At 61.2% G+C, this 20,772-nt stretch carries 18 protein-coding genes; 7 read left to right on the top strand and 11 right to left on the bottom strand.

The window, feature by feature from the left end; genetic code table 11:
• Positions 1–347: 347 nt before the first annotated feature.
• Positions 348–1,553 carry an MFS transporter gene (locus AC0Z4S_RS12500; RefSeq protein ID WP_485623219.1) on the bottom strand — a complete coding sequence of 402 codons (1,206 nt, stop codon included), beginning with the start codon at positions 1,551–1,553 and terminating at the stop codon, positions 348–350.
• Between the two features lie 119 nt (positions 1,554–1,672).
• Here AC0Z4S_RS12500 and AC0Z4S_RS12495 point away from each other — a divergent pair, with 119 nt between their 5' ends.
• Positions 1,673–2,572: a LysR family transcriptional regulator gene (locus AC0Z4S_RS12495; protein WP_485623217.1), complete on the top strand. Its 900-nt coding sequence runs from the start codon at positions 1,673–1,675 to the stop codon at positions 2,570–2,572.
• A 92-nt stretch (positions 2,573–2,664) separates the two neighbouring features.
• Positions 2,665–3,519, top strand: coding sequence for a DUF2242 domain-containing protein (locus tag AC0Z4S_RS12490; protein WP_485623216.1), 855 nt, complete (start codon positions 2,665–2,667; stop codon positions 3,517–3,519).
• Between the two features lie 389 nt (positions 3,520–3,908).
• On the opposite strand, the gene AC0Z4S_RS12485 is transcribed toward AC0Z4S_RS12490, so the two are convergent.
• Positions 3,909–4,949 carry an AraC family transcriptional regulator gene (locus tag AC0Z4S_RS12485; protein WP_485623215.1) on the bottom strand — a complete coding sequence of 347 codons (1,041 nt, stop codon included), beginning with the start codon at positions 4,947–4,949 and terminating at the stop codon, positions 3,909–3,911.
• A gap of 3 nt (positions 4,950–4,952) precedes the next feature.
• On the bottom strand, positions 4,953–6,083 hold the full coding sequence (locus AC0Z4S_RS12480; RefSeq protein WP_485623214.1) for a nitrilase-related carbon-nitrogen hydrolase: 1,131 nt from the start codon (positions 6,081–6,083) through the stop codon (positions 4,953–4,955).
• Positions 6,084–6,289: 206 nt separating this feature from the next.
• Between AC0Z4S_RS12480 and AC0Z4S_RS12475 the strand changes: the two genes are divergently transcribed.
• Together AC0Z4S_RS12475 and AC0Z4S_RS12470 are read left to right on the top strand one after the other, a co-directional pair.
• On the top strand, positions 6,290–8,329 hold the full coding sequence (locus AC0Z4S_RS12475) for a 2,4-dienoyl-CoA reductase FMN-binding domain-containing protein (protein WP_485623213.1): 2,040 nt from the start codon (positions 6,290–6,292) through the stop codon (positions 8,327–8,329).
• A gap of 125 nt (positions 8,330–8,454) precedes the next feature.
• A complete protein-coding gene (locus AC0Z4S_RS12470; RefSeq protein ID WP_485623212.1) occupies positions 8,455–9,381 on the top strand; it encodes a 1-aminocyclopropane-1-carboxylate deaminase/D-cysteine desulfhydrase in 927 nt (308 codons plus the stop codon).
• 3 nt (positions 9,382–9,384) lie between these two features.
• On the opposite strand, the gene AC0Z4S_RS12465 is transcribed toward AC0Z4S_RS12470, so the two are convergent.
• Complete coding sequence (locus tag AC0Z4S_RS12465; protein ID WP_485623210.1) at positions 9,385–9,933, bottom strand: cytochrome b; 549 nt, start codon at positions 9,931–9,933, stop codon at positions 9,385–9,387.
• A 661-nt stretch (positions 9,934–10,594) separates the two neighbouring features.
• On the opposite strand from AC0Z4S_RS12465, the gene AC0Z4S_RS12460 reads away from it, so the two are divergent.
• On the top strand, positions 10,595–10,936 hold the full coding sequence (locus tag AC0Z4S_RS12460) for a hypothetical protein (RefSeq protein WP_471879657.1): 342 nt from the start codon (positions 10,595–10,597) through the stop codon (positions 10,934–10,936).
• A gap of 87 nt (positions 10,937–11,023) precedes the next feature.
• Here the strand turns inward: AC0Z4S_RS12460 and phnX are convergent, their stop codons facing one another.
• Complete coding sequence (gene phnX, locus AC0Z4S_RS12455; RefSeq protein WP_485623209.1) at positions 11,024–11,851, bottom strand: phosphonoacetaldehyde hydrolase; 828 nt, start codon at positions 11,849–11,851, stop codon at positions 11,024–11,026.
• Between the two features lie 143 nt (positions 11,852–11,994).
• On the bottom strand, positions 11,995–13,104 hold the full coding sequence (locus tag AC0Z4S_RS12450; RefSeq protein ID WP_485623208.1) for a 2-aminoethylphosphonate--pyruvate transaminase: 1,110 nt from the start codon (positions 13,102–13,104) through the stop codon (positions 11,995–11,997).
• A gap of 114 nt (positions 13,105–13,218) precedes the next feature.
• Between AC0Z4S_RS12450 and AC0Z4S_RS12445 the strand changes: the two genes are divergently transcribed.
• Entirely contained in the window at positions 13,219–14,079 is an 861-nt protein-coding gene (locus tag AC0Z4S_RS12445) for a LysR substrate-binding domain-containing protein (RefSeq protein WP_485623207.1), read from the top strand.
• Between the two features lie 104 nt (positions 14,080–14,183).
• On the opposite strand, the gene AC0Z4S_RS12440 is transcribed toward AC0Z4S_RS12445, so the two are convergent.
• Positions 14,184–15,572 (bottom strand): type VI secretion system Vgr family protein, encoded by a 1,389-nt coding sequence (locus AC0Z4S_RS12440; RefSeq protein WP_485623206.1) that lies wholly within the window; start codon positions 15,570–15,572, stop codon positions 14,184–14,186.
• Between the two features lie 221 nt (positions 15,573–15,793).
• Here AC0Z4S_RS12440 and AC0Z4S_RS12435 point away from each other — a divergent pair, with 221 nt between their 5' ends.
• Positions 15,794–16,498: a YebC/PmpR family DNA-binding transcriptional regulator gene (locus tag AC0Z4S_RS12435; protein WP_485623205.1), complete on the top strand. Its 705-nt coding sequence runs from the start codon at positions 15,794–15,796 to the stop codon at positions 16,496–16,498.
• Positions 16,499–16,596: 98 nt separating this feature from the next.
• Here AC0Z4S_RS12435 and AC0Z4S_RS12430 read toward each other — a convergent pair whose 3' ends face one another.
• From AC0Z4S_RS12430 to AC0Z4S_RS12415, 4 genes are all read right to left on the bottom strand, one after another.
• On the bottom strand, positions 16,597–17,910 hold the full coding sequence (locus tag AC0Z4S_RS12430; RefSeq protein WP_485623204.1) for a leucine-rich repeat-containing protein kinase family protein: 1,314 nt from the start codon (positions 17,908–17,910) through the stop codon (positions 16,597–16,599).
• 217 nt (positions 17,911–18,127) lie between these two features.
• Positions 18,128–19,258, bottom strand: coding sequence for a cell division protein ZapE (gene zapE, locus AC0Z4S_RS12425; protein WP_485623203.1), 1,131 nt, complete (start codon positions 19,256–19,258; stop codon positions 18,128–18,130).
• 208 nt (positions 19,259–19,466) lie between these two features.
• Positions 19,467–20,222, bottom strand: a complete 756-nt coding sequence (locus tag AC0Z4S_RS12420; RefSeq protein WP_485623202.1) for an anti-sigma factor family protein — start codon at positions 20,220–20,222, stop codon at positions 19,467–19,469.
• Positions 20,219–20,725 (bottom strand): sigma-70 family RNA polymerase sigma factor, encoded by a 507-nt coding sequence (locus tag AC0Z4S_RS12415; RefSeq protein WP_485623201.1) that lies wholly within the window; start codon positions 20,723–20,725, stop codon positions 20,219–20,221. Before AC0Z4S_RS12415 ends, AC0Z4S_RS12420 begins: the two co-directional genes overlap by 4 nt.
• Between the last annotated feature and the right edge of the window lie 47 nt (positions 20,726–20,772).

Here is a 20,772-nt window from a genome sequence, read left to right as displayed (position 1 = left end):
TCCGGTTTGCTTCGCTGCACCTCCTTCCGCTGTGTCTGGCTGCGCCAGACGGTCGCTGCGCTCCCACGCCCGGATCAATCCCTCCGCTCAGCCTTCCGAAGTCGCCCGTAGATCAAAAGCACTCGAGCTAACGCTCATTGTGTAGGAGCTGCCGAAGGCTGCGATCTTTTGATCTTGCTTTTCTGTGGGAGCGAGCTTGCTCGCGAAGGCGGCCTGACAGCCGACCTGATTTCTCCAGATGTACACCGCCCCCTTGTAGGAGTGAGCCTGCTCGCGATGGCGACATGCCTGTCAACCAATCTCCTGCAGGTCGCACAGATCGAGGCTTGTCATCTTTCTAAACGGTTTCACCGCCCCGACGGAAACTCATGCGCCCTGGCCATCACCACCGCAGACAGCGTCACCACCAGCAACCCCGCAACAATCCACGGAAATGCCCCGACCCCGACATTTCCCATCATCAATCCGCCGGCCAGTCCGCCGCCGGCAATACCAACATTCCAGAGTGTCACCAGCATCGATTGTGCTGTATCAGCGGCTTGGGAGGCGGTTTTCGCTGAGGCGGTTTGCAGGAGCGAAGGCATCGCGCCGAATGCCAGTCCCCAGACGATAACGGCTGCGTAAACCACGCCGGGCGATGCGCGCCACAGCGCCAGGGCTATCGCAGCGAGCAGGAACAGTGCCGCACTCCCGAGTACCAGTTCACGCAACCAGCGATCAATCAGGCTGCCGACAATCCACAGGCTCAGCACCGAGGCCAGGCCGAACGCCAAGAGTACGCGATCAATGTCCGAAGTCAGACCGGAGGGTTGCAGGAACGGCGCGATGTAGGTGTAGAGAAGGTTATGCGCCACGACGTAGGACAAGGTTACAAACAGTACCGATCGTATGCCGGGCAGGGTGAATACCTGACGCAAGGGCAGGCGTTTTCCTTCAACTTCGCCGGCGAAGTCCGGGACTCGCAGGTGCACCCAGATTACCAGCCCTAGGGTCAGCGCGGTCATGATGGCAAAGCTCAGGCGCCAGCCCACCATCGTGCCCAGCAGCGTCCCGGCGGGTATGCCGAGCGCTAGCGCCAATGGCGCGCCGAGCATGGCGACGGTGATAGCGCGGCCTTGCAGGTGAGGTGCGACCATGCGACTGGCGTAGCCGGCCAGGAGTGCCCAGAGCAGGCCGGCGAAGAGGCCGGCGATAAAACGTGCGCTCAGGGTCAGCCAGTACTGCTCGGATACGGCAGTAACGCTGTTGGCCACGGCGAAGCCGGCGATCGCGGTCAACAGCAATGGTTTGCGGCGCCAGCCACGGGTCGCGATGGTCAGGGGGATCGCCGCGAGTATCGAGCCGACGGCGTACAGCGTGACCAGTTGTCCGATCAGCGCTTGAGATACGTTCAGGCCGGCGCTCATTTGCGGCAGCAGACCCGCCGGCATCGCTTCGGTCATGACGGTGATGAAACCTGCCGTGGCCAGCGCCAGCAGTGCTCCGTAAGGCAGGCGTTCGCTGTTGTCAGTCGGCTGGTCAAGCCCTGAGGAAGTGAAATGTACGTCGGTCATGTTCCTGCGTCCCTGTGTGATCAATGTCGAGGAACACAGGGTAGGGCGCTGCGTATTGCGGAAAAACAGGTTAGGGTTCCGAACATATCGGACACGGATGTCGCCAATCGGAGGTGTGAATGGATAGCCTGGGTAGCATCTCGGTATTTGTGCAGGTCGCCGAGACTCGCAGTTTCACTGAAGCCGGCCGCTTGCAAGGGGTGTCATCGTCGGCGGTCGGCAAGAGCATTGCGCGGCTGGAAGCGCGGCTTGGCGTGCGCTTGTTCAATCGCAGCACTCGCAGTATCACCCTGACTTCGGAAGGCGCTTTGTTTCTCGAGCGTTGTCGCAGGATTCTGGCGGAGGTGGAGGCGGCGGAGTTCGAGTTGTGCAATGCCGCCTCGGCGCCCCACGGTCGGCTGCGGATCAGCCTGCCGCAGGTGCACGAGTTGGTCATGCCGGTGATGACCGAATTCATGATGCTGTACCCGCACATCGAACTGGATCTGGATCTCACCGACCGCATGGTCGATGTGATTGATGAGGGTTTCGACGCGGTGATTCGCACCGGCAAACCCAAGGATTCACGACTGATGGCGCGGCCGCTGGGCGAGTTTCATCTGGTGCTGGTGGCGAGCCCCGATTATCTCGAACACAGAGGTGAACCGCGCACGCCGGGCGATCTGGCCGATCACGCCTGTTTACGTCACACCTTTCACGCCACCGGCAAGCTGGAGGCCTGGCCGCTGCGCCGCGCAGAGGGGGCGCCTGAGCCGGTATTGCCGCTGCGTCTGCTCAGCACCTCGATCGAGGCGGTGCAGCATGCGGTGCTGGCCGGGATGGGCATTGCCTGTCTGCCGGATTTCATGGTGCATGAAGCGGTGCGCCAAGGTCGCTTGCGCCGGGTGCTCGATGAGCATGTGGAGCATGCCGGGCAGTTCTGGGTATTGTGGCCGTCGAGCCGGCAGGCCACGGCGAAATTGCGCGCGCTGATCGATCATTTGTCGGCGCGGCTTTTTCCTGGCGCTCATGACCGGTAAAGTTGTAACCGATTCTTGACACTATTCCATGCGCCATGGGGCGGCGATCTGTTGCACAATACGCCCCGGACTGTTTTCCCTCAGGATGTTCAATGTTGATTTCCACTCCCATGCGTGTCGTCGGGCTGGCGCTTTTGTTGACTGCGGTAGCCGGTTGTTCCAAGGACAAGCCGATCTATGAGCATGAGAACTTCGATGACTCCGGCACCTTTTCGCGCAATTACCCGGTGACCGATACCGCCAGTTGCGAAGCCGCCCGGCGCGCGTTGCTCAGTCAGGGCTACATCATTACCAGCAGCGATCCGAAACTGGTCAGCGGTCACAAGAGCTTCCAGCAGACCGGCGAGACGCATCTTGAGATCAGCTTCAATGTGGTTTGCGCCGGAGACGGCAGCGCCGGGCATCACGCGACGGTGTTCGCTAACGCCTTGCAGGACCGATACGCGCTGAAGAAGACCAATAACTCGGCCAGCCTCGGGGTTGGCGTGTTGGGTTCGGTGTCGATGCCGATCGGCTCTTCGGACGACTCGATGGTCAAGGTCGCCAGTGAGACCGTCACCGCGCAGAAGTTCTACGAGCGTTTCTTCACCCTGGTCGAGCAGTTCCTGCCCGCCGATGCGAAGAAGGCTGCGCACATCGAAGAAAAACCGAAAACCGATCTCGGTGTACCTGAGCCGAAAGCGACGCCTGCTCCGGCTGCTGCGCCACTGGTGCCGACACCTGCAGCGGAACCGGCCCCCGCGCCGGCTGCGGAACCTGCACCGGCGCCGGCTGAAACCGCACCAGTGAGTTCCGAACCGGTGGCGCCACCAGCGGAGTCGGCACCGATCACGCCAGCGCCCGTTGAAGAGCCAGCACCGGCCAGCGAAACCATCACGCCACCGACCAATCCGGATATTCCACCGCCGTCCGAGCCGATCCCGGCGATGCCTGCGTCGGGACAGTAAGAAAACTCAGCGAAACCCTGTGGGAGCGAGCCTGCTCGCGAAGGCGGAGTGTCAGTCGACAGATTGTTAGACTGACCCACCGCCTTCGCGAGCAGGCTCGCTCCCACAGTGGTTTCGGGTTGGCTTAAGATCTGGTTACATCCCTGCGACACCATCCCCGCGATAAATCCCCAACCACCTGCTACGTTTTATTCATGAAGGTCGCGTTTCACTTTTCCTTCACACGGGCACTTTATGCTCGGGGCACAGGTCGATTGATCAGGCCATTTTCACAGCGAGCTGTTGGGGAGATTTATACGATGGATGAGTATCAGGAAGAACTGCTCGAATACCAGGCCTTTGAACTGGATCAACCAGAGCCGGCTGACGACGCGACGGAGCTCTGAGCTTCAAGCTCCCGAGCGATAATTTCGTCGAGATTCGCCGGGCGTCTGTCCGCTCCAGCGCTTGAATGCGCGCTGGAAAGCTTCGGCTGAGGCAAAGCCCAGCAGGTAGGCGATTTCGCCGAACGCCAGTTCGGTGTCGCGGATGTAGGTCATCGCCAGATCGCGGCGTGTGTCATTGAGGATCGCGCGAAATTGCGTGCCTTCCTCGGCCAGTTTGCGCCGCAAGGTCCAGGTGGGTAGTTTCAGACGTGCTGCGACTTCTTCCAGATCCGGCTCGCGGCCGCCATTGAGCAACGGGCCGAGCAATTGCGTGATGCGTTCGCGCAGGCTGCGGGTGCGGGTCAGCTGTTCCAGTTCCCGTTCACACAATTGCAGCAAATGCCGCCAGGTGCTCGGACAATGTTCGGGGTTGCGCAGGGCGAGGCTGCTCAGGCTCAGGCGCAGTTGATTGCGTTCGGCGCTGAACTGGATCGGGCAGTCGCCGAGCACAGCGTAGGCATCACGATAATCCGGCGCTTCGAACTCGATTTCGATTCTTTCAGCGCGTAGCGTTTCGCTGCATAGACTCGACAACTGGTGCAGCCAGCCGGCGAGGATCGAGTCGACCACGAAGCGGTTATAAGCGTTGTAGGGGCTGATCGAGTAGAAGCGCAGCCAGGCGCCATTGGCGTCTTCGTGGAAACTGGATTGCCCGCGATAGTTGGAGCCGTAAAGCGGTTCAAAGCGAGTCAGGCAGCGGGCCGCCTCGCGCACGGTAGGCGCTTGCGCAGCGGTGATGCCGGCCAGACCGGCCTGGTTCAAGCGGATCATCTGCCCCATGCGCAGGCCCAGCGCCGGGTCGCCAGTGAGTTGGATCGCCGCATGGCCGAGGCGCATGTAACGCGGGATCGACAAGCGTGCGCCGGCCTCCGCCAGCCGCGCGGCATCGAGGCCGTATTGCTCAAGCAGAGGCAGCGGGTCCGCGCCGTGGCTATGCACGGCCTCGGCCAGACTATGAACGAAGCCCACCGACAGATCCCCGAGACGCATCGGTTGCGGCTTCATGGTTTACAGCCAGACGTTCAGCAAGCGCGCACCACGGGCCTCGCCATCGGCGAACTGCTGGCCATTGCTGCTGAGGAAGCTTCTGCCGGTACTCGGCTTGTCCCAGAACTGTCCGCGCATGAACACACTGACCCCGGCAATGGCGCGGCTGCTCGGCGGCTGCGCGGTGAGAGTCAACCGATGCCAGGCCTGACCTTCGCTGAGGTCGCCAGGCTTGAGGCTGACCGACCCCGGCGTGCTCGAACCCTTGTAGCCGCGCCATGGTTTGTCCCAGGCACCTTGGCCAATCACTTGCGCCGGCACGGCGACCAGTTGCGCGCCTTGATCGTCGAGGGTGCGGTAGTTGCCGGGATACCAGCTGTCACTGCCGATGAGGATGCCCAGACGTCCGGCCGGGGTGTCGACGACCTGGATGGCGTGCTTGTCTTCGGCCTGAATCACCCCCTGCTGATCGAAGATCGGGTGCATCTGCCGTTGCGGCTGGCCCAGCGGTGCGCCGTCGCGGCCGAATACCACGCTGCTGTTGAATAGCGCGCCGCTGCCAGGCTTGAGCCGGCCGTCGCGGATGCTCGGCTCCGGCAGCACGATGGAACCGGCGACCAGGGTGACCTGAAACTCCTTGGCCAGACCGCCGAACAGTGCCTGATAATCCTTGGCCATGGCCTTCGATTTCATCCGCAGATAAGCATCGTCCAGACGTTGCTCGCCCTTGGCGCGCAACCACGCGCGGGCGAACAGCAGCGGATTGCTTGCCGCCAGCCAGTTCATCGCTTCAGCCAGGGTCGGCGCTTGATACAACTCGTCTTTCTCGCCGCTGATCATCAGCCAGGTGCCGACATGCTCCGGCAATACCACCACGGTTTTCTCATTGAGCAAGCCTTGATCGCGGGCTTGCTGAAGATACGCCGCGAGCTTGCGGTGCAGGCGTGCCGGGCTTTGATAATCGGTGGGGAAGAGTTCGGGTTGAATGCCCAGCAGGTTCCCACGACCGGCGGGCGTGCCCTGATTGACGGCAAGCTTGATGCGCAAATCCGACAGGTAGTGCCCCGCCGGCCGGTCTGCCGCCCACATGGCGTAGGTGGTCAGGGCGGCAACGAGGGCCATGGAGAAAAACAGGTACAGAAGTTTGCGCATGAAAACCAACAACAGCCGGTACAGAGTGTGGCGCCTAGGGTAGGGCCCATGGCCCGGATTGCCAAGGGGCACTGCGCATTTGGATCAATAACTTGTCAGTTACGGTCATTGAGTGACAGCGGTGCGCCTCTTAGTCTGTCGAACATGACTGACGGGGGACGCAGAGCTCCCGCAATTTTCCGTGATCGCACGTTGTGGAGTTACCGATGACCGCCGCTCATTACCCGCATTTGCTGGCCCCGCTGGACCTGGGATTCACCACGCTGCGCAACCGCACCCTGATGGGCTCGATGCACACTGGCCTGGAAGAAAAGCCGGGTGGCTTCGAACGCATGGCGGCGTACTTCGCCGAACGTGCCCGAGGCGGCGTCGGCCTGATGGTCACGGGCGGCATCGGCCCGAATGATGAGGGTGGCGTTTACTCTGGCGCGGCGAAACTGACCAGCGAAGAAGAGGCGCTCAAGCACCGCATCGTCACCCGCGCGGTGCATGAGGCCGGCGGCAAGATCTGCATGCAGATTCTCCACGCTGGCCGTTATGCCTACAGCCCGAAGCAAGTAGCGCCGAGCGCGATCCAGGCGCCGATCAACCCGTTCAAGCCCAAAGAGCTGGACGAAGAGGGCATCGAAAAGCAGATCAGCGATTTTGTCACCTGCTCGGTGCTGGCGCAGTCTGCCGAATATGACGGCGTCGAGATCATGGGGTCGGAAGGTTATTTCATTAACCAGTTCCTCGCCGCCCACACCAACCACCGCACCGACCGCTGGGGCGGCAGTTACGAAAACCGCATGCGCCTGCCGGTGGAAATCGTCCGCCGTGTGCGCGAAGCAGTCGGGCCGAACTTCATTATCATCTTCCGCCTGTCGATGCTCGACCTGGTCGAAGGTGGCAGCACCTGGGATGAAATCGTCATGCTGGCCAAAGCCATCGAACAGGCGGGCGCGACCATCATCAACACCGGTATCGGCTGGCACGAAGCGCGGATTCCGACCATCGCCACCAAGGTTCCGCGTGCGGCGTTCAGCAAGGTCACGGCCAAGTTGCGCGGTTCGGTGAGCATTCCGCTGATCACCACCAACCGTATCAATACCCCGGAAATTGCCGAGCAGATTCTTGCCGAGGGCGATGCCGACATGGTCTCGATGGCGCGACCGTTCCTTGCCGACCCGGAGTTCGTCAACAAGGCCGCCGAAGGTCGTGCCGACGAAATCAACACCTGCATCGGCTGCAACCAGGCGTGCCTCGACCACACCTTTGGCGGCAAGCTCACCAGTTGCCTGGTCAACCCGCGTGCCTGCCACGAGACTGAACTCAATTACCTGCCGGTGCAGCAGATCAAGAAAATCGCCGTGGTCGGTGCCGGCCCTGCCGGGTTGTCCGCCGCCACCGTGGCCGCCGAGCGCGGTCATCAGGTCACGCTGTTCGATTCGGCCAGTGAGATTGGTGGTCAGTTCAATATCGCCAAGCGCGTGCCGGGCAAGGAAGAGTTTTTCGAAACCCTGCGCTACTTCAAGCGCAAGTTGCAGACCACGAATGTCGAGGTGTGCCTGAACACCCGAGTCGACGTGACAAAACTGGTTGAAGGCGGTTACGACGAAATCATTCTCGCCACCGGTATTGCCCCGCGCGTGCCGGCGATTCCGGGTGTCGAGAATGCCAAGGTCCTGAGTTATCTGGACGTGATCCTCGAGCGCAAGCCGGTCGGCAAGCGCGTGGCGGTGATCGGTGCGGGTGGTATCGGTTTTGACGTGTCGGAGTTCCTCGTCCACCAAGGCGTGGCCACCAGTCTGGATCGAGCGGCGTTCTGGAAAGAGTGGGGCATCGACACGCAACTGCAAGCCCGTGGTGGTGTGGCGGGAATCAAAGCGGTACCGCATGCGCCGGCCCGTGAAGTGTTTCTGTTGCAGCGCAAGAAAACCAAGGTCGGCGACGGTCTGGGCAAAACCACCGGCTGGATTCACCGCACCGGTCTGAAGAACAAGCAGGTGCAGATGCTTAACAGCGTCGAATATCTGAGCATTGATGACCAGGGTCTGCATATTCGCATCGGCGAAACCGGCGAGCCGCAACTGCTGGCGGTGGACAACATCGTGATCTGCGCGGGGCAGGATCCGCTGCGTGAGTTGCACGAAGGCCTGGTTGCCGCCGGGCAGAATGTGCACTTGATCGGCGGTGCGGATGTGGCGGCGGAGCTGGATGCCAAGCGTGCGATCAATCAGGGCTCGCGTCTGGCCGCTGAACTGTAAACACATTTTGTAGGAGCTGCCGCAGGCTGCGATCTGTTGATCTTGTGTTCAAAAGCAAGATCAAAAGATCGCAGCCTGCGGCAGCTCCTACTAGTATGTGGTCTTTTCCAGATTGTGCAGTGTCCATGCTTTTGCCTCCCGCCAACTGGCTACCCCAAGCCCCGCTCGAACCCCTCCATCTGGACTGGCTTGCAAGCGCCGGCATCGAAGTCGCGATCCTGCGTCTGGACCGGATCGACCCGCTGATCAGCGGCAACAAGTGGTTCAAACTCGTCGAACACCTCAAAGCCGCTGAGCGTGCCGGCGCCGATGGCATCATCAGTCTTGGCGGCGCGCATTCCAATCATCTGCATGCGCTGGCGGCGGCGGGCAACCGGCTGGGGTTCACAACCGTGGGGCTGCTGCGCGGGCACCCGCAGGACACGCCGACAGTGCAGGATCTGCACGCATTCGGGATGCAGTTGCATTGGCTGGGTTACGGCGGCTACCGCGCGCGGCACGAAGCTGGATTCTGGACGCCGTGGCAGGCGCAATATCCGGCGCTGTATGCAGTGCCCGAGGGCGGTGGTGGACTGGCCGGCGCACTGGGTTGCGCGGCGATCAGGCAGCAGGTCGATGGACAATTGGCCAACGTGGGATGGGATGATTTCGACGCATGGTGGCTGGCTTGTGGCACCGGCACGACCCTGGCCGGGCTGGCACTCGGCGAGAGAGGCAAGCGCTCACTGTATGGCGCGCTGGCGGTGCCGGATGATCATGGCGTGGCGCCGAACATCGAGTTGATTCTTGCGCACGCCACCGAGCCTGCGGCGGGCTATCAACTGGTCGACGCCAGCCGGGGTGGCTTCGCCAAAGTCGACGAGGCGCTGCTGACCTTCATTGAACAGACCGAGCAAGCCAGCGGTATCCCTTTGGAACCGCTGTACACCGGCAAGGCCTTGCTGGCGCTCAAGCAGCATGTCGAGTCAGGTGGATTCGCCGCTGGCACTCGTCTGATTTTCGTCCACACGGGCGGCCTGCAAGGGCGACGCGGATTTGCCGCGACGCCCTGAGGCTCAGCCGCGCCTGGGCATCATCCGCAGCAAGGTGTTATCGCGCACCACGTAATGGTGATAAATACCCGCCAGCGCATGCAGGCCGATCAGCCAATAGCCGATCGTGGCGATCAGCACATGCCAGCCTTCGACCTGTTTGGCGAACGCCTTGTTTTCACCGACCAATAGCGGCAGATCGAAACCGTAGAACATCACTTGATGGCCCTCGGCGCTGGTGATCAGCCAGCCCAATATCGGCATGCCGAGCATGAACAAGTACAACGCCCAGTGCATCAGCCGCGCCACGGCGGTTTGCCAGGCGGGCGAAGCGGGGAAGATTTTCGGCGCATGGCCGAGGCTGCGCGCAAGCAGGCGAAACCACACCAGTACGAAAACGGTGAGCCCCAGCAGATAGTGCATCTCGCGAATCAGCGTGCGACCGCCGCTGCCCTTGGGGAAGAAGCCGCGCAGTTCCATGCTGGCGTACACCAGCACCAACAACACCAGCATCAGCCAGTGCAACAGAACCGATACAGTGCTGTAACGCGATTCGGAGCTTGTCCACGGCATAAGGGGTTCCTCGGGATCGAAATGCAATCAGGCCGTCGTCGCGGCACTCGTTTCACTGTAAACCTGCCGGGATGTTTTTGCCTGCAATGCATGATGAATTTTGCAACGAAGAAAAGTCTCTGGTGCCCGGTTTTTGATTTGCCCGGTATTCAAAAGTAACGATCATAAGTTGTCCTGCGTGGCGTAACTGTATGTTGTTTATATCTTGTACTTTCTTTTGATTTGAATGGTTCGTTGGGTGTGGTTATTGTCGGATCGGGTCTTTAGTTAGTTATTGAAGATTAAAATTTACTTTATTTTGAGTGTGCGTATGAAACGTCCAACCACCAAGCCTCGTCCCACTACCACGAAGCCAAAACCAGTAGCTCCAACCAAACCGGTTACATCTACCAAGCCAGTTGCGCCAACCAGACCGGTGGCACCGACCAAGCCAGTAGCTCCAACCAAACCCGTGGCACCCACCAGGCCAGTAGCTCCAACCAAACCCGTGGCACCGAGCAGGCCAGTATCGCCGACCAAACCAGTGGCCCCCACCAGGCCAGTATCGCCGACCAAACCAGTGGCCCCCACCAGGCCAGTAGCGCCAACCAAGCCAGTCGCACCGACCAGCCCGGTAGCCCCTATCAAACCCGTGGCAGCGGTCGACAACAAGCGTCCGCCAATGCCATGGCCGACCATCAACATCAACGTCGATCCGGTGGCCTTGATAACGTTGATTCAGACACTTGGTGCAACGGTCAATGTCGATGGTTCGACCACACTCCCCGACGGTAGCGTGGTGGATGTCGATAAAACTTCGATCAAGCGTCCCGACGGCATCATTCAATATGAAGACGGCCGGGTAGAGCATCCTGACGGGCGGATCGTCTGGCCGGATAATACCGTTGAATATCCGGATGGTCGTATTGTCTGGGAAGATGGAACTGAACAGTTGCCAGACGGCAGTGTTAAACATCCCGATGGCCTTACATACGATGCCCAAGGTAACCTTGTTTCGGAATAATTGATTACCGAGCGTTATCGTGGTTTTCAGATAGTGCAAAAAAACACCGCTGACGGTCATTGATCAGCGGTGTTTCGGTGTTCAGCCTCAGGCAACTTGTGGCATCTCGCCGTTGGCCAGACGTTTGTTGATGTCGGCGATCACGTGCGGCAGGTCGCTGATGGTGTCGATCATGTAATGCGGACGCGAGCTTTCGAACAGTGCGTGAATGCGCTTGCGTTCACTGGCCAGTTCATCATTGCCCAGTGCGCGGAAACCCTCGTAGTCCAGACCCAAGGCGTTGCCCGAACAGATCAGCGCAACCGTCCACATGCCGGCACGGCGACCTTCGAGAATGCCCGGCACGGTGTCGTCGATCTTTACGCACGCCGCAACGTCGTCGATGCCCAGGGCGATCACGTTGGCCAGGGCTTGCGCCGGCCATGGACGACCGTTCGGTACCTCGTCGGTGGCGACCACGTGATCGGCGACGTAGCCGTTGCTGGCGGCCAGTTCGACGACTTTGTCCATGACCGCTTTCGGGTAACCGGAGCAGGAGCCGATCTTGATTCCTTGCTGGCGCAGTTGGGCGATAGTGTCCAGTGCGCCTGGAATGAGTGCCGAGTGCTCGGCGATCTTCTCGATCTGCAGCGGCATGAAGCGGTTGTAGATGGCGGTAACGTCATCGTCGGTTGGCGTACGACCGAATACTGTGCGGTAACGCTCGGCGACTTGCGGCTGATCGCAAAGGGTGCGGATATGATCCCATTTGCCCATGCCCATCGGCCCGCGGGCTTCTTCGATCGACACCTGCACGTCGAACTCGGCGAAGGCTTCGACGAAGATCTGCGTCGGCGCGAACGAGCCGAAATCGACCACGGTGCCGGCCCAGTCGAGGATCGCGGCTTGCAGCTTGTCTGGGTTGGTGTAGTTCATGGCAATCAATTCCTGAGTTGGCAATACGATTCAAATGTAGGAGTGAGCCTGCTCGCGATGGCGGTTGATCATTGAGCATCTTCGTCGACTGACAGGGCCTCATCGCGAGCAGGCTCACTCCTACAGGGGATTTGTGGTGGGATTTAAATGTCGAGCACTTCCATCTCCCGCAGCGCTTCAGCCACGGCTGCCACCGCCCGGCGCATTTCGTCCGGGGTGACGTGGCCGATGCAGCCGACGCGGAAGGTTTCGACCTGGGTCAGTTTGCCGGGGTAGAGGATGTAACCCTTGGCCTTGACCCGTTCGTAGAAATCCTTGAAGCGATAACGCGGATCCTGCGGCGCATGGAACGTGACGATGATCGGCGCCTGAATCGCCGCTGGCAGAAAGCTGCGCAAACCGATTTTGTTCATCTCTGCCATCAGCGCCTGGCAGTTGGCGGCATAACGCGCATGCCGCGCCGGCAGGCCACCTTCTTCACTGTATTGCAGCAATGCTTCGTGCAGCGCGGCGACCACGTGGGTCGGCGGGGTGAAGCGCCATTGCCCGGTTTTGATCATGTAGGCGTGCTGGTCGTACAGGTCCATCGCCAGTGAGTGCGAGTTGCCGGCGGCCGCGGCCAGCGATTCTTTGCGGGCGAAGACAAAACCCATCCCCGGCACGCCTTCCAGGCATTTACCGGAGGCCGCGATCAGCGCGTCGAACGGCACTTTTCGCGCATCCACCGGCAATGCGCCGAAGGAACTCATGGCATCGATGATCAAGCGTTTGCCGTGTTGCGCGACGACCCCGGCGATTTCCGCCAGCGGATTGAGAATGCCGGTACTGGTTTCGCAGTGAATCAGCGCGACGTGAGTAATGTTGGCGTCGGCGCGCAGCAGTCGGTCGACGTCGACGGCGGTGGTCGGTTGGTCTTCGGCGGTTTCGAAGGTGCTGAACGAGCGACCGAGCACTTCGCAGATTTTCGCCATACGCTTGCCGTACGCGCCATTGATCAGCACCAGCACCTTGCCGTCGCGCGGCACCAGCGTACCGATGGCAGCTTCGACGGCGAAGGTGCCGCTGCCTTGCAACGGCACGCAGTGGTGGCTGGTGGCGCCGTTGACGATGGCCAGCAATTGTTCGCACAGACTGGCGGTCAACTGGTTGAAGCGCTCATCCCACGAACCCCAGTCGACCATCATCGCCTGACGGGTGCGGGCCGAAGTGGTCAACGGACCGGGAGTGAGCAAAATCGGTACGGCGGTACTCATTAATGGTGTCCTTGCAAGAGCGCTGTGGAGTGACGCTACTGGGCATACGTTGCAATTCGCGGTTGCATCAATCAAATTGTTTGTTGTTATGCCAGCCATCAGTGAGGCTTATTCATGAACCTGTTTCAGCTACGCGCCTTCGACGCCGTGGCGCGGGAATGCAGTTTCACCCGCGCCGCCGCGCGGTTGTTCATCAGCCAGCCGGCAGTGACCGGGCACATCAAGGCACTGGAGGAGCATTACCAGATCACCCTGCTGCGGCGCACCGCGCGCCGGGTAGAGCTGACCGAGGAGGGCACCAGACTGGCGGCGATCACCCGTGCGATGTTTGGCCTGGCGCAAGAAGCCCAGACCCTGCTTGAGGCCAATCGGCAGTTATTGACCGGGCGCCTGGAAGTGGCGGCGGACGGGCCGCACTTGGTCATGCCGATGCTGGCCAGTCTGCGCGCGCGCTATCCGGGGATCACCGTGAACCTGCGTCTGGGCAATGCGCAGGAAACGCTGGCGGCGCTGTTGTCCGAGCACGCCGATGTCGCGGTGCTGACTGAGGTCGAGCCGCGCAAGGGACTGCACTTGCAAGCGCTGAGTGAGTCGCGGATCTGCGCGCTGGTACCGGTGGCGCATCCGTGGGCGGCGCGCTGCGGTGAAGTGAAACTCGAAGAGCTGGATCAGGTGATCATGGTCTTGCGCGAACCGGGCTCGATCACCCGCCGCACGTTTGACAAGGCTTGCGCGCAGGCGTCGATTCAACCGCGGGTGTTACTGGAGCTGGACAGTCGCGAGGCGGTCACCGAAGCGGTTGCGGCTGAGCTGGGCGTTGGTGTGGTGTCATCGGTGGAGGTCAGCCACGACCCGCGCGTAGTGGCGATTCCGATTGCCGGGGAAGGGCTGATGAACCGGCACATGATCGGCTGCATGGAGCGTCGGCGCGAGTTGCGCTTGATTCACGCGTTCTTTGATCTGGCGCCAACCTGAATACCGAGGCGACTCCTTCGCGAACAGGCTCGCTCCCACATGAATTCTGCGCCTGGCGCGATGAATGCAGGAGCTGCCGAAGGCTGCGATCTTTTGACTTTGCTCTAATGCTCGGCGCGGTTGATCAGCCAGTCCAGCAGCAGGCCGTCGCGTGCAGGCTCCGACTCGCATGCCGGCGGCTGGCGCGAATGGCCGAGGCACAGAATCGGTCGGTCCGGATCGCTGTCGAGGAAACTGACCCACACTTCACTGCCGGCGCGAGGCAACTCGTCAATGCCGACCGGGCGGTTGAGCCGACTCATGGCGATCGGCAACCACAGGGCGTCGCTGTCGGGTTTTCCCTCCGCTGGCCACAAGACCACAGCGAGGCGTCCGTTTTCATCCACTTGCGCCGGTTGCCCGGGCGCGCCCGCCACTCGCGCGAGGTGATAACCAGCAATATTCGGACGCGCCTGTTTGAGCGGCGGACGGAAGTCGCTTGACCAGGGCTGTGCAGTAAAGTCGTTGTGGTAGCGATGAGCAGTCGGGGCCGTCTCGAGAATTGAAGGATGCTGCCCATGGTGGCGCACGGCATTGATAAGCCACTGTTCGTTGAAGTGATGGATCGGGTGCTCCGCCACCAACAGCAAGCGGCCACTGAGCAAATCGCTGCAATCACTGCGACCGTGAATGGTGCGCAGCTGGCAGCGTTGTCGCTGCAGATGACGACGGCTGCGTTGTTCTGCGTGCAGACGCTCCAGCGATCGCGCTGGCATCGGTAGCTGCGGGGTGACTTCGTTGGCTGCTTCATCGTTACAGGTTGGCTGACCGCGATTGCGTACCGCATGCAGTACCGGGGCAGGTGCCGCGCGATGCTGTTGGTACAGAACGCTGACGCAGGGCGACGGCGGCTGTTCGTCGGCATTGAACGGAATCTCCACTGGGGTTTGTGGCAGGCTCAGGCTGTCGTCGGCGAACACCACAACATGTCCTTCAGGCCCGTGCTCGAAGTGATAGTGGATCCCTTCTTCTTCGCAAAGCCTCTGTACCAGCGCCAGATCGCTTTCCTCGTACTGAATGCAAAACGGCCGTGCCGGGTAATGGCCCGCCGTCATTTCAATACGGTAGCTGTCGACTGGCAGGGCGTGCTCCTCCAGCAGCAGTTGAATGATCTGCGGCGCACTCAGGTGGGTAAACACACGTCGTTCAGGCGTTTGCGCCAGTTGTTGCAGATACGGCACCAGAATCAGGCGATAGCCCACCCGATGGGTGCCACGATGTTCGCAACTGGCGCTGGAGATCGTACCGTGGAAACCCTGTTGTTCGCTCAGACGCATAAAAGCCTGGCAGTGCAAGAAAGCGCTGGGAGCGATGGCCGGAGCCAGACCGACCAGTTGGATGTCGAAACGGTAGGGCTGGTTCAGCGCTTCCTCACCGCGAAAACGCACCACTGGCAGGCGCAATCCACTGTCGATCAGAGTAAGGGTGAACGGACTTTCCTTGTCATTGAGCATTCGAGCAGGCCCTGTCAGGCGATACGGGGTTTCAAGGGTACGAAACCGTCGAGCTCAATGGTCATGTCAAAGCCGCTTTTCAGAATCCCCCTACACGCTTTGGTGAAGATGTCGATTCCGTCGGCTGTTTTTTTGGTCGATTGCCGACTTTAGGCCGTATAAACTTGCGGCCACGCGTCGGCCAATAGATGTCTCGGCGCCACAGATCAAGAGAGTGAGTAATGGGCGCACAGTGGAAGGTTAAACACAAAGAAGCGGCAGCCAACGCCAAAGGGAAAATCTTCGGCAAACTGGTGAAGGAAATCACCATTGCTGCGCGCAACGGTCCCGACACCGCCACCAACGCACACCTGCGTCTGGTGGTCGAACAGGCGAAAAAAGCCTCGATGCCGAAGGAAACCCTCGATCGCGCGATCAAGAAAGGCGCCGGTCTGCTGGGCGAAACCGTCCAGTACCATCGCGTCACCTACGAAGGTTTTGCCCCGCACCAAGTGCCGCTGATCGTCGAATGCGTTACCGATAACATCAACCGCACCGTCGCAGAAATCCGCGTGGCGTTCCGCAAGGGCCAGTTGGGCGCTTCCGGTTCGGTGGCATGGATGTTCAACCACGTCGGCATGATCGAAGCCTCGCCGGATACCCCGGACGCCGATCCGGAAATGGCCGCGATTGAAGCCGGTGCCCAGGATTTCGAGCCGGGTGAAGAGGGCGCAACGTTGTTCCTCACCGATCCGACTGACCTTGACGCTGTGCAGAAAGCCCTGCCGGAACAAGGCTTCACCGTGCTGTCGGCCAAGCTCGGCTACCAGCCGAAGAACCCGGTCAGCGGCTTGAGCGACGAGCAGATGGCTGAAGTCGAAGCGTTCCTCGAAGGCCTCGACAACCATGATGACGTGCAGGACATGTTTGTCGGTCTGGCTGGCTGATCCTCTGCATCAGTAAGGGCTTCTTCGCGAGCAGGCTCCCACCCTTGAAATGCATTTCAATGTGGGAGCGAGCCTGCTCGCGAATGACCGCGCAGCGGTCACAGATTCTCCAGCACCTCGATCACTTCGCTGAACCCCGGCCGCCCCAACACATCCGCCTGACAGCAACGCCTTTCAAGCGCCTCCAGCGCCAAGCGCCGCTCGGTACTCAACCCCGAGTCGATACGCGCCAGCAACTCCCCCAGCAACACGCCGAACGCGCGCACTTCCAGGCGTTGCAATGCACAGGTCTGCGCATCATCGGTAGTGGCATGAAACGACGCCGCACCAAAATCCCCCAGCAGACAATCGCCCTGATCGTTCAGCAGAATGTTGTGGCCGTAGAGGTCGCCGTGGGTAATGCCTTGCCGATGCAAATGTTGCGCTGCCGAAGCGACGCCGTTGGCGATGCGCAGCGCAACCTCCGCCGAGAATCGGCAATTCTCGGCGTAGACGTCTCGCGAGCACGAGGCGAGGCTCGGCAAGCCGGCGAGGTTGCGAAAACTCGGGTCGATCAACTGCATGACCAATCCCTGCTGGTGATCGGGATGGCCGCTGATGCGCCCTTCGACGCGGATCAGGTTGGGGTGCAAACCGGCGGTGATAGAGGCGTTCATCTCGTGCAGCGGCGAGCCGTCGCTGGTCATCTCGCCTTTGTACAGCTTGACCGCAACCGCCTGCGCCGTGCCGTCGTCACGCTTCCACACCGCCCGGGAAATCACCCCGGAAGCGCCTTCGCCCAGCTGTTGCTCAAGGCGCAGCGCCGACCAGTCGATCAGCGGCGTGGCCTCGAGGGCAGCGGCATCGGCTTCGGATTCCAGCGGATTGCCGGCGTAGGCCAGCCAGGTCAGGCTCGGCAGGGTCAGCAGCCACTGTGGCAGCTCGGTGAGCTGGTTGGCGGCGATGCGCAGCAATTCCAGCCGATGACAGTGGCGCAGGGATTCCGGCAGCGATTGCAGGCGATTGCCGGCGAGCATCAGTTTCTGCAGGGCGGGGCGTTCGCCGAGTTCGCTCGGCAGGCTTTCGATGCGGTTGTCAGTGAGGATCAGCCAGCGCAGCTGTGGCGGCAGGGCAGCGCCGGGGACATCGACGATGCGATTGGCCTTGAAGCCGACCATCGTCAGCGCGTTGCACTGGCCGAGGCAGGCCGGCAGTTCAGTGAACTGGTTGTCGGAGCAGAACAACACGCGCAGTCGGGTCAGACGATGCAAATCGTCTGGCAGGCTGCTCAACGCATTGCCGCTGAGATTGAGCACTTCCAGCGTGTCGGCCAGTTCGAAAATTTCGCGAGGGAATTCGCTGAGGCCGCAAGACAGGTCGAGGCGGGTAATGCCAGACAGCTCGCCGGCGCGCAGTTGAGCAAGGGTGTGCATGTTTGGTTTCGCTATTGATCGGTGGAGCGACGCGGGGGCGCTGGGAATGGGCGACATGATAACGGTAAAGCGGATGCTGGATTGGGGCGGGATGCTGGAATACTGGTGGGTATCATTGTGGGAGCGAGCTTGCTCGCGAAGGCGGCGTGTCAGTCGAAGCTGATGTAATTGATACACCGCCTTCGCGAGCAAGCTCGCTCCCACAGGGGGCCGGGTATCAGTCAGATTCGTGGATTTCCTGTAATTGCCCCAATCGGCTGCGCGTGCGCGCCAGATCGATGGCGTGGCCTTCCAGGCTCTGGCCCAGCGGCAGTTGGCCGAGCAGGGTCAGGTGTTTGTCCTGATCGTAAAGCACGTCGATCAGATTGATGAAGCGCTGTTGCACGGCGATCGGACAGTCCCCGAGCAGTGGCAGGTCATCGATGATCCACTGGTCGAAACGCTGGCACAGCTGCAGATAATCCATCACTGCCGTCGGTTGTTCACACAGGTCATTGAAAGTGAATGCGATTCTTCGGCCCTCGCACAAGCGCGCCTGGAGCTGGCGCTTGCCAACCTCGAGGGCAAGGGCAGGCGCGTCGGCTGGCGGCAGGTTGAGAGCCTGGCGCTGCGCCGACGTGGCCGGCCACACGTAGTGTCCCTGGGTAAACACCTGATGCGTGTGCTGGCGGTTGAGCGTGCGGTAATCGTGGGCGCCGCCGACTTCCATCACCTGCATGCGCGTGTTGATCAGCTCGATCACCGGTTTGAAGCGCGCGTGATACAGCGGATTGGGCAGCAGGCCCTCCGGCGCGTAGTTGGACGTGACCAACAGCATGATCCGTCGTTTGAACAGTGCCTTGAACAGGCGCGTGATGAGCATCGCATCGCCGATGTCATGCACGTGAAACTCGTCGAAACACAGCGCCTGACAATCTTCCAGCAGCTCGTCCAGGGTGATTTCCAGCGCGTCTTCCTGCTGGCGATGACGGAACATGCCCTCGTGCAGTCGGGCAAAGAACTGATGGAAATGCAGGCGACGCTTGCGGGTGATCGGCAGTGCCTGGAAGAAACCGTCGAGCAGCCAGCTCTTGCCGCGCCCGACCGCGCCGTGCAGATACAGACTGGGTGGTGTGAGTCCGCTGTCGCCCAACAGCACGCTGGCCTGTTGCGCCATGCAATCAATGACGTGCTGCTGGCTGCGGCTGAGGGTGTAACCCTGACTGTGAGCCTTGTCGCGAAAATAATCGCGGATGATCGCGGCGTTGGCATCGTGCCCGGCGCTGACAGGCACGCCTTTGCCGAACAGGCGGCGCAGCAACGGCCAGCGTTGGCTCAGTCGTGATCGTTTCGGCGTTCGGGCGGGCACGCGGGACAGGCTCCTGGTTGATTGGGCGGGCTCCACCGGGAGCGCGGTGGCGCCAGTGTAACCAGAGCTCAGGGGCTGGCTCCATGAAATATGTGCACGGTCCCTGTAGGAGCTGACGAGTGCAACGAGGCTGCGATCTTTTGATCTTGGGTTGCCGCGAACAGATCGCAGCCTCGTTGCACTCGTCAGCTCCTACAAGGGCCCTGTTTCAGAACGGTGGCGATTGCTTGAGCAACTCTGCTGCCGGCGAGTCGGTCGGGCTGACCACCGCGTAGTTGTAGCCCGGCCCCGACCAGTAATCGGCCTGCAGATCGCCATCGCTGCGCGAACCGCGCGGCAGCAGAGTGTTTTGCGGCCCCGGCGGACGCAGGTAGAAACTGACCTTGTGGCCGCCGCCATCCTCATACATCACCATCGCCGCCGGGCCTTCATCGGTGCTGAGCAAGCGCCCGCTGACCGGTTCAAAACCGGCTGCCTTCAAATTCGGCAAGCGTCCGGCGCCGCTGAAGTAACGGTCGAGCCAACGCTGCATGTCGCCGTCACTGTCGACCTTGTAATCGGCGGGCAACACGCCTTGCTGGGCGATCAGACGATAGGCTTGCAAGGCGTCAGTCATCGGCAATTGCGCAGGGCGCACCAGAGTCATTTCCCGCGCCTGCCAGCCACTGAAACCGCCGACGCTGACGGCGATCAGCAACACCGCCGCGCTGGCCAGATGCCGACGTGACTGTTGGCGGCGACGCTGGCGAATCATCATCGGATCCAGCGCCGGATTACTCGGCTGCTGCAACCCGCCACTGAGGGCCGCACGTAACTGCTGGGCGTCGCGTTGCCAGGCGCGAACCTGCGCCGCTTCTTCAGGGTGGCTGGCCAGCCATGTTTCCAGCACGCGCCGGTCGGCGTCGCTGAGCTGGTGATCGACGTAGGCGTGCAAGTCACGCTCATTGGGAGGCAGGCTGATCATTTGAGTATCCGCAGGGAAGGGCTGCTGATTTCGCCGTCGCTGAGTTGGCGCAAGGCCTGGCGGGCGCGGGACAGGCGCGACATCACGGTGCCGATCGGGGCGCCGAGGATCTCGGCGACCTCTTTATAGGACAGGCCCTCCACCGACACCATCAGCAGCAGGGCGCGTTGTTCGGTGGGCAGGCGTTCGAAGGCTTGCAGGGTCGACTGGGCAATCACCGTGCGCTCCACCGAAGGTTCGGCGTCGTCACGACCGGTGAAAAATTCGAGCATCCGCGCATAGCGCCGCGAGCGACGGTGCGCGTCGAGAAATTGCCGATAGAGGATCGCAAACAGCCAGGCACGCAAGTCGCCTTCGGCGCGTTTTTCGCCCCACGCCGACAGCGCCCGCTCGAGGCTGGCCTGGACCAGATCGTCAGCGCTGCAGCTGTTGCGCGTCAACGACACGGCGAAGCGGCGCAATCTGGGAATGATTTCTCTCAACTGTTCGTCGAATTCGCTCATGAATTTCTGCTGGTCGCTACGCTGTGGACTAGGAAGACGCCCGTCAG

The sequence above is a fragment of the Pseudomonas sp. 1L-B-1-E-C1 genome (assembly GCF_057291835.1).
Note: the sequence above shows the minus strand (reverse complement) of the source record. Positions and strands in the feature narration are given on the sequence as shown.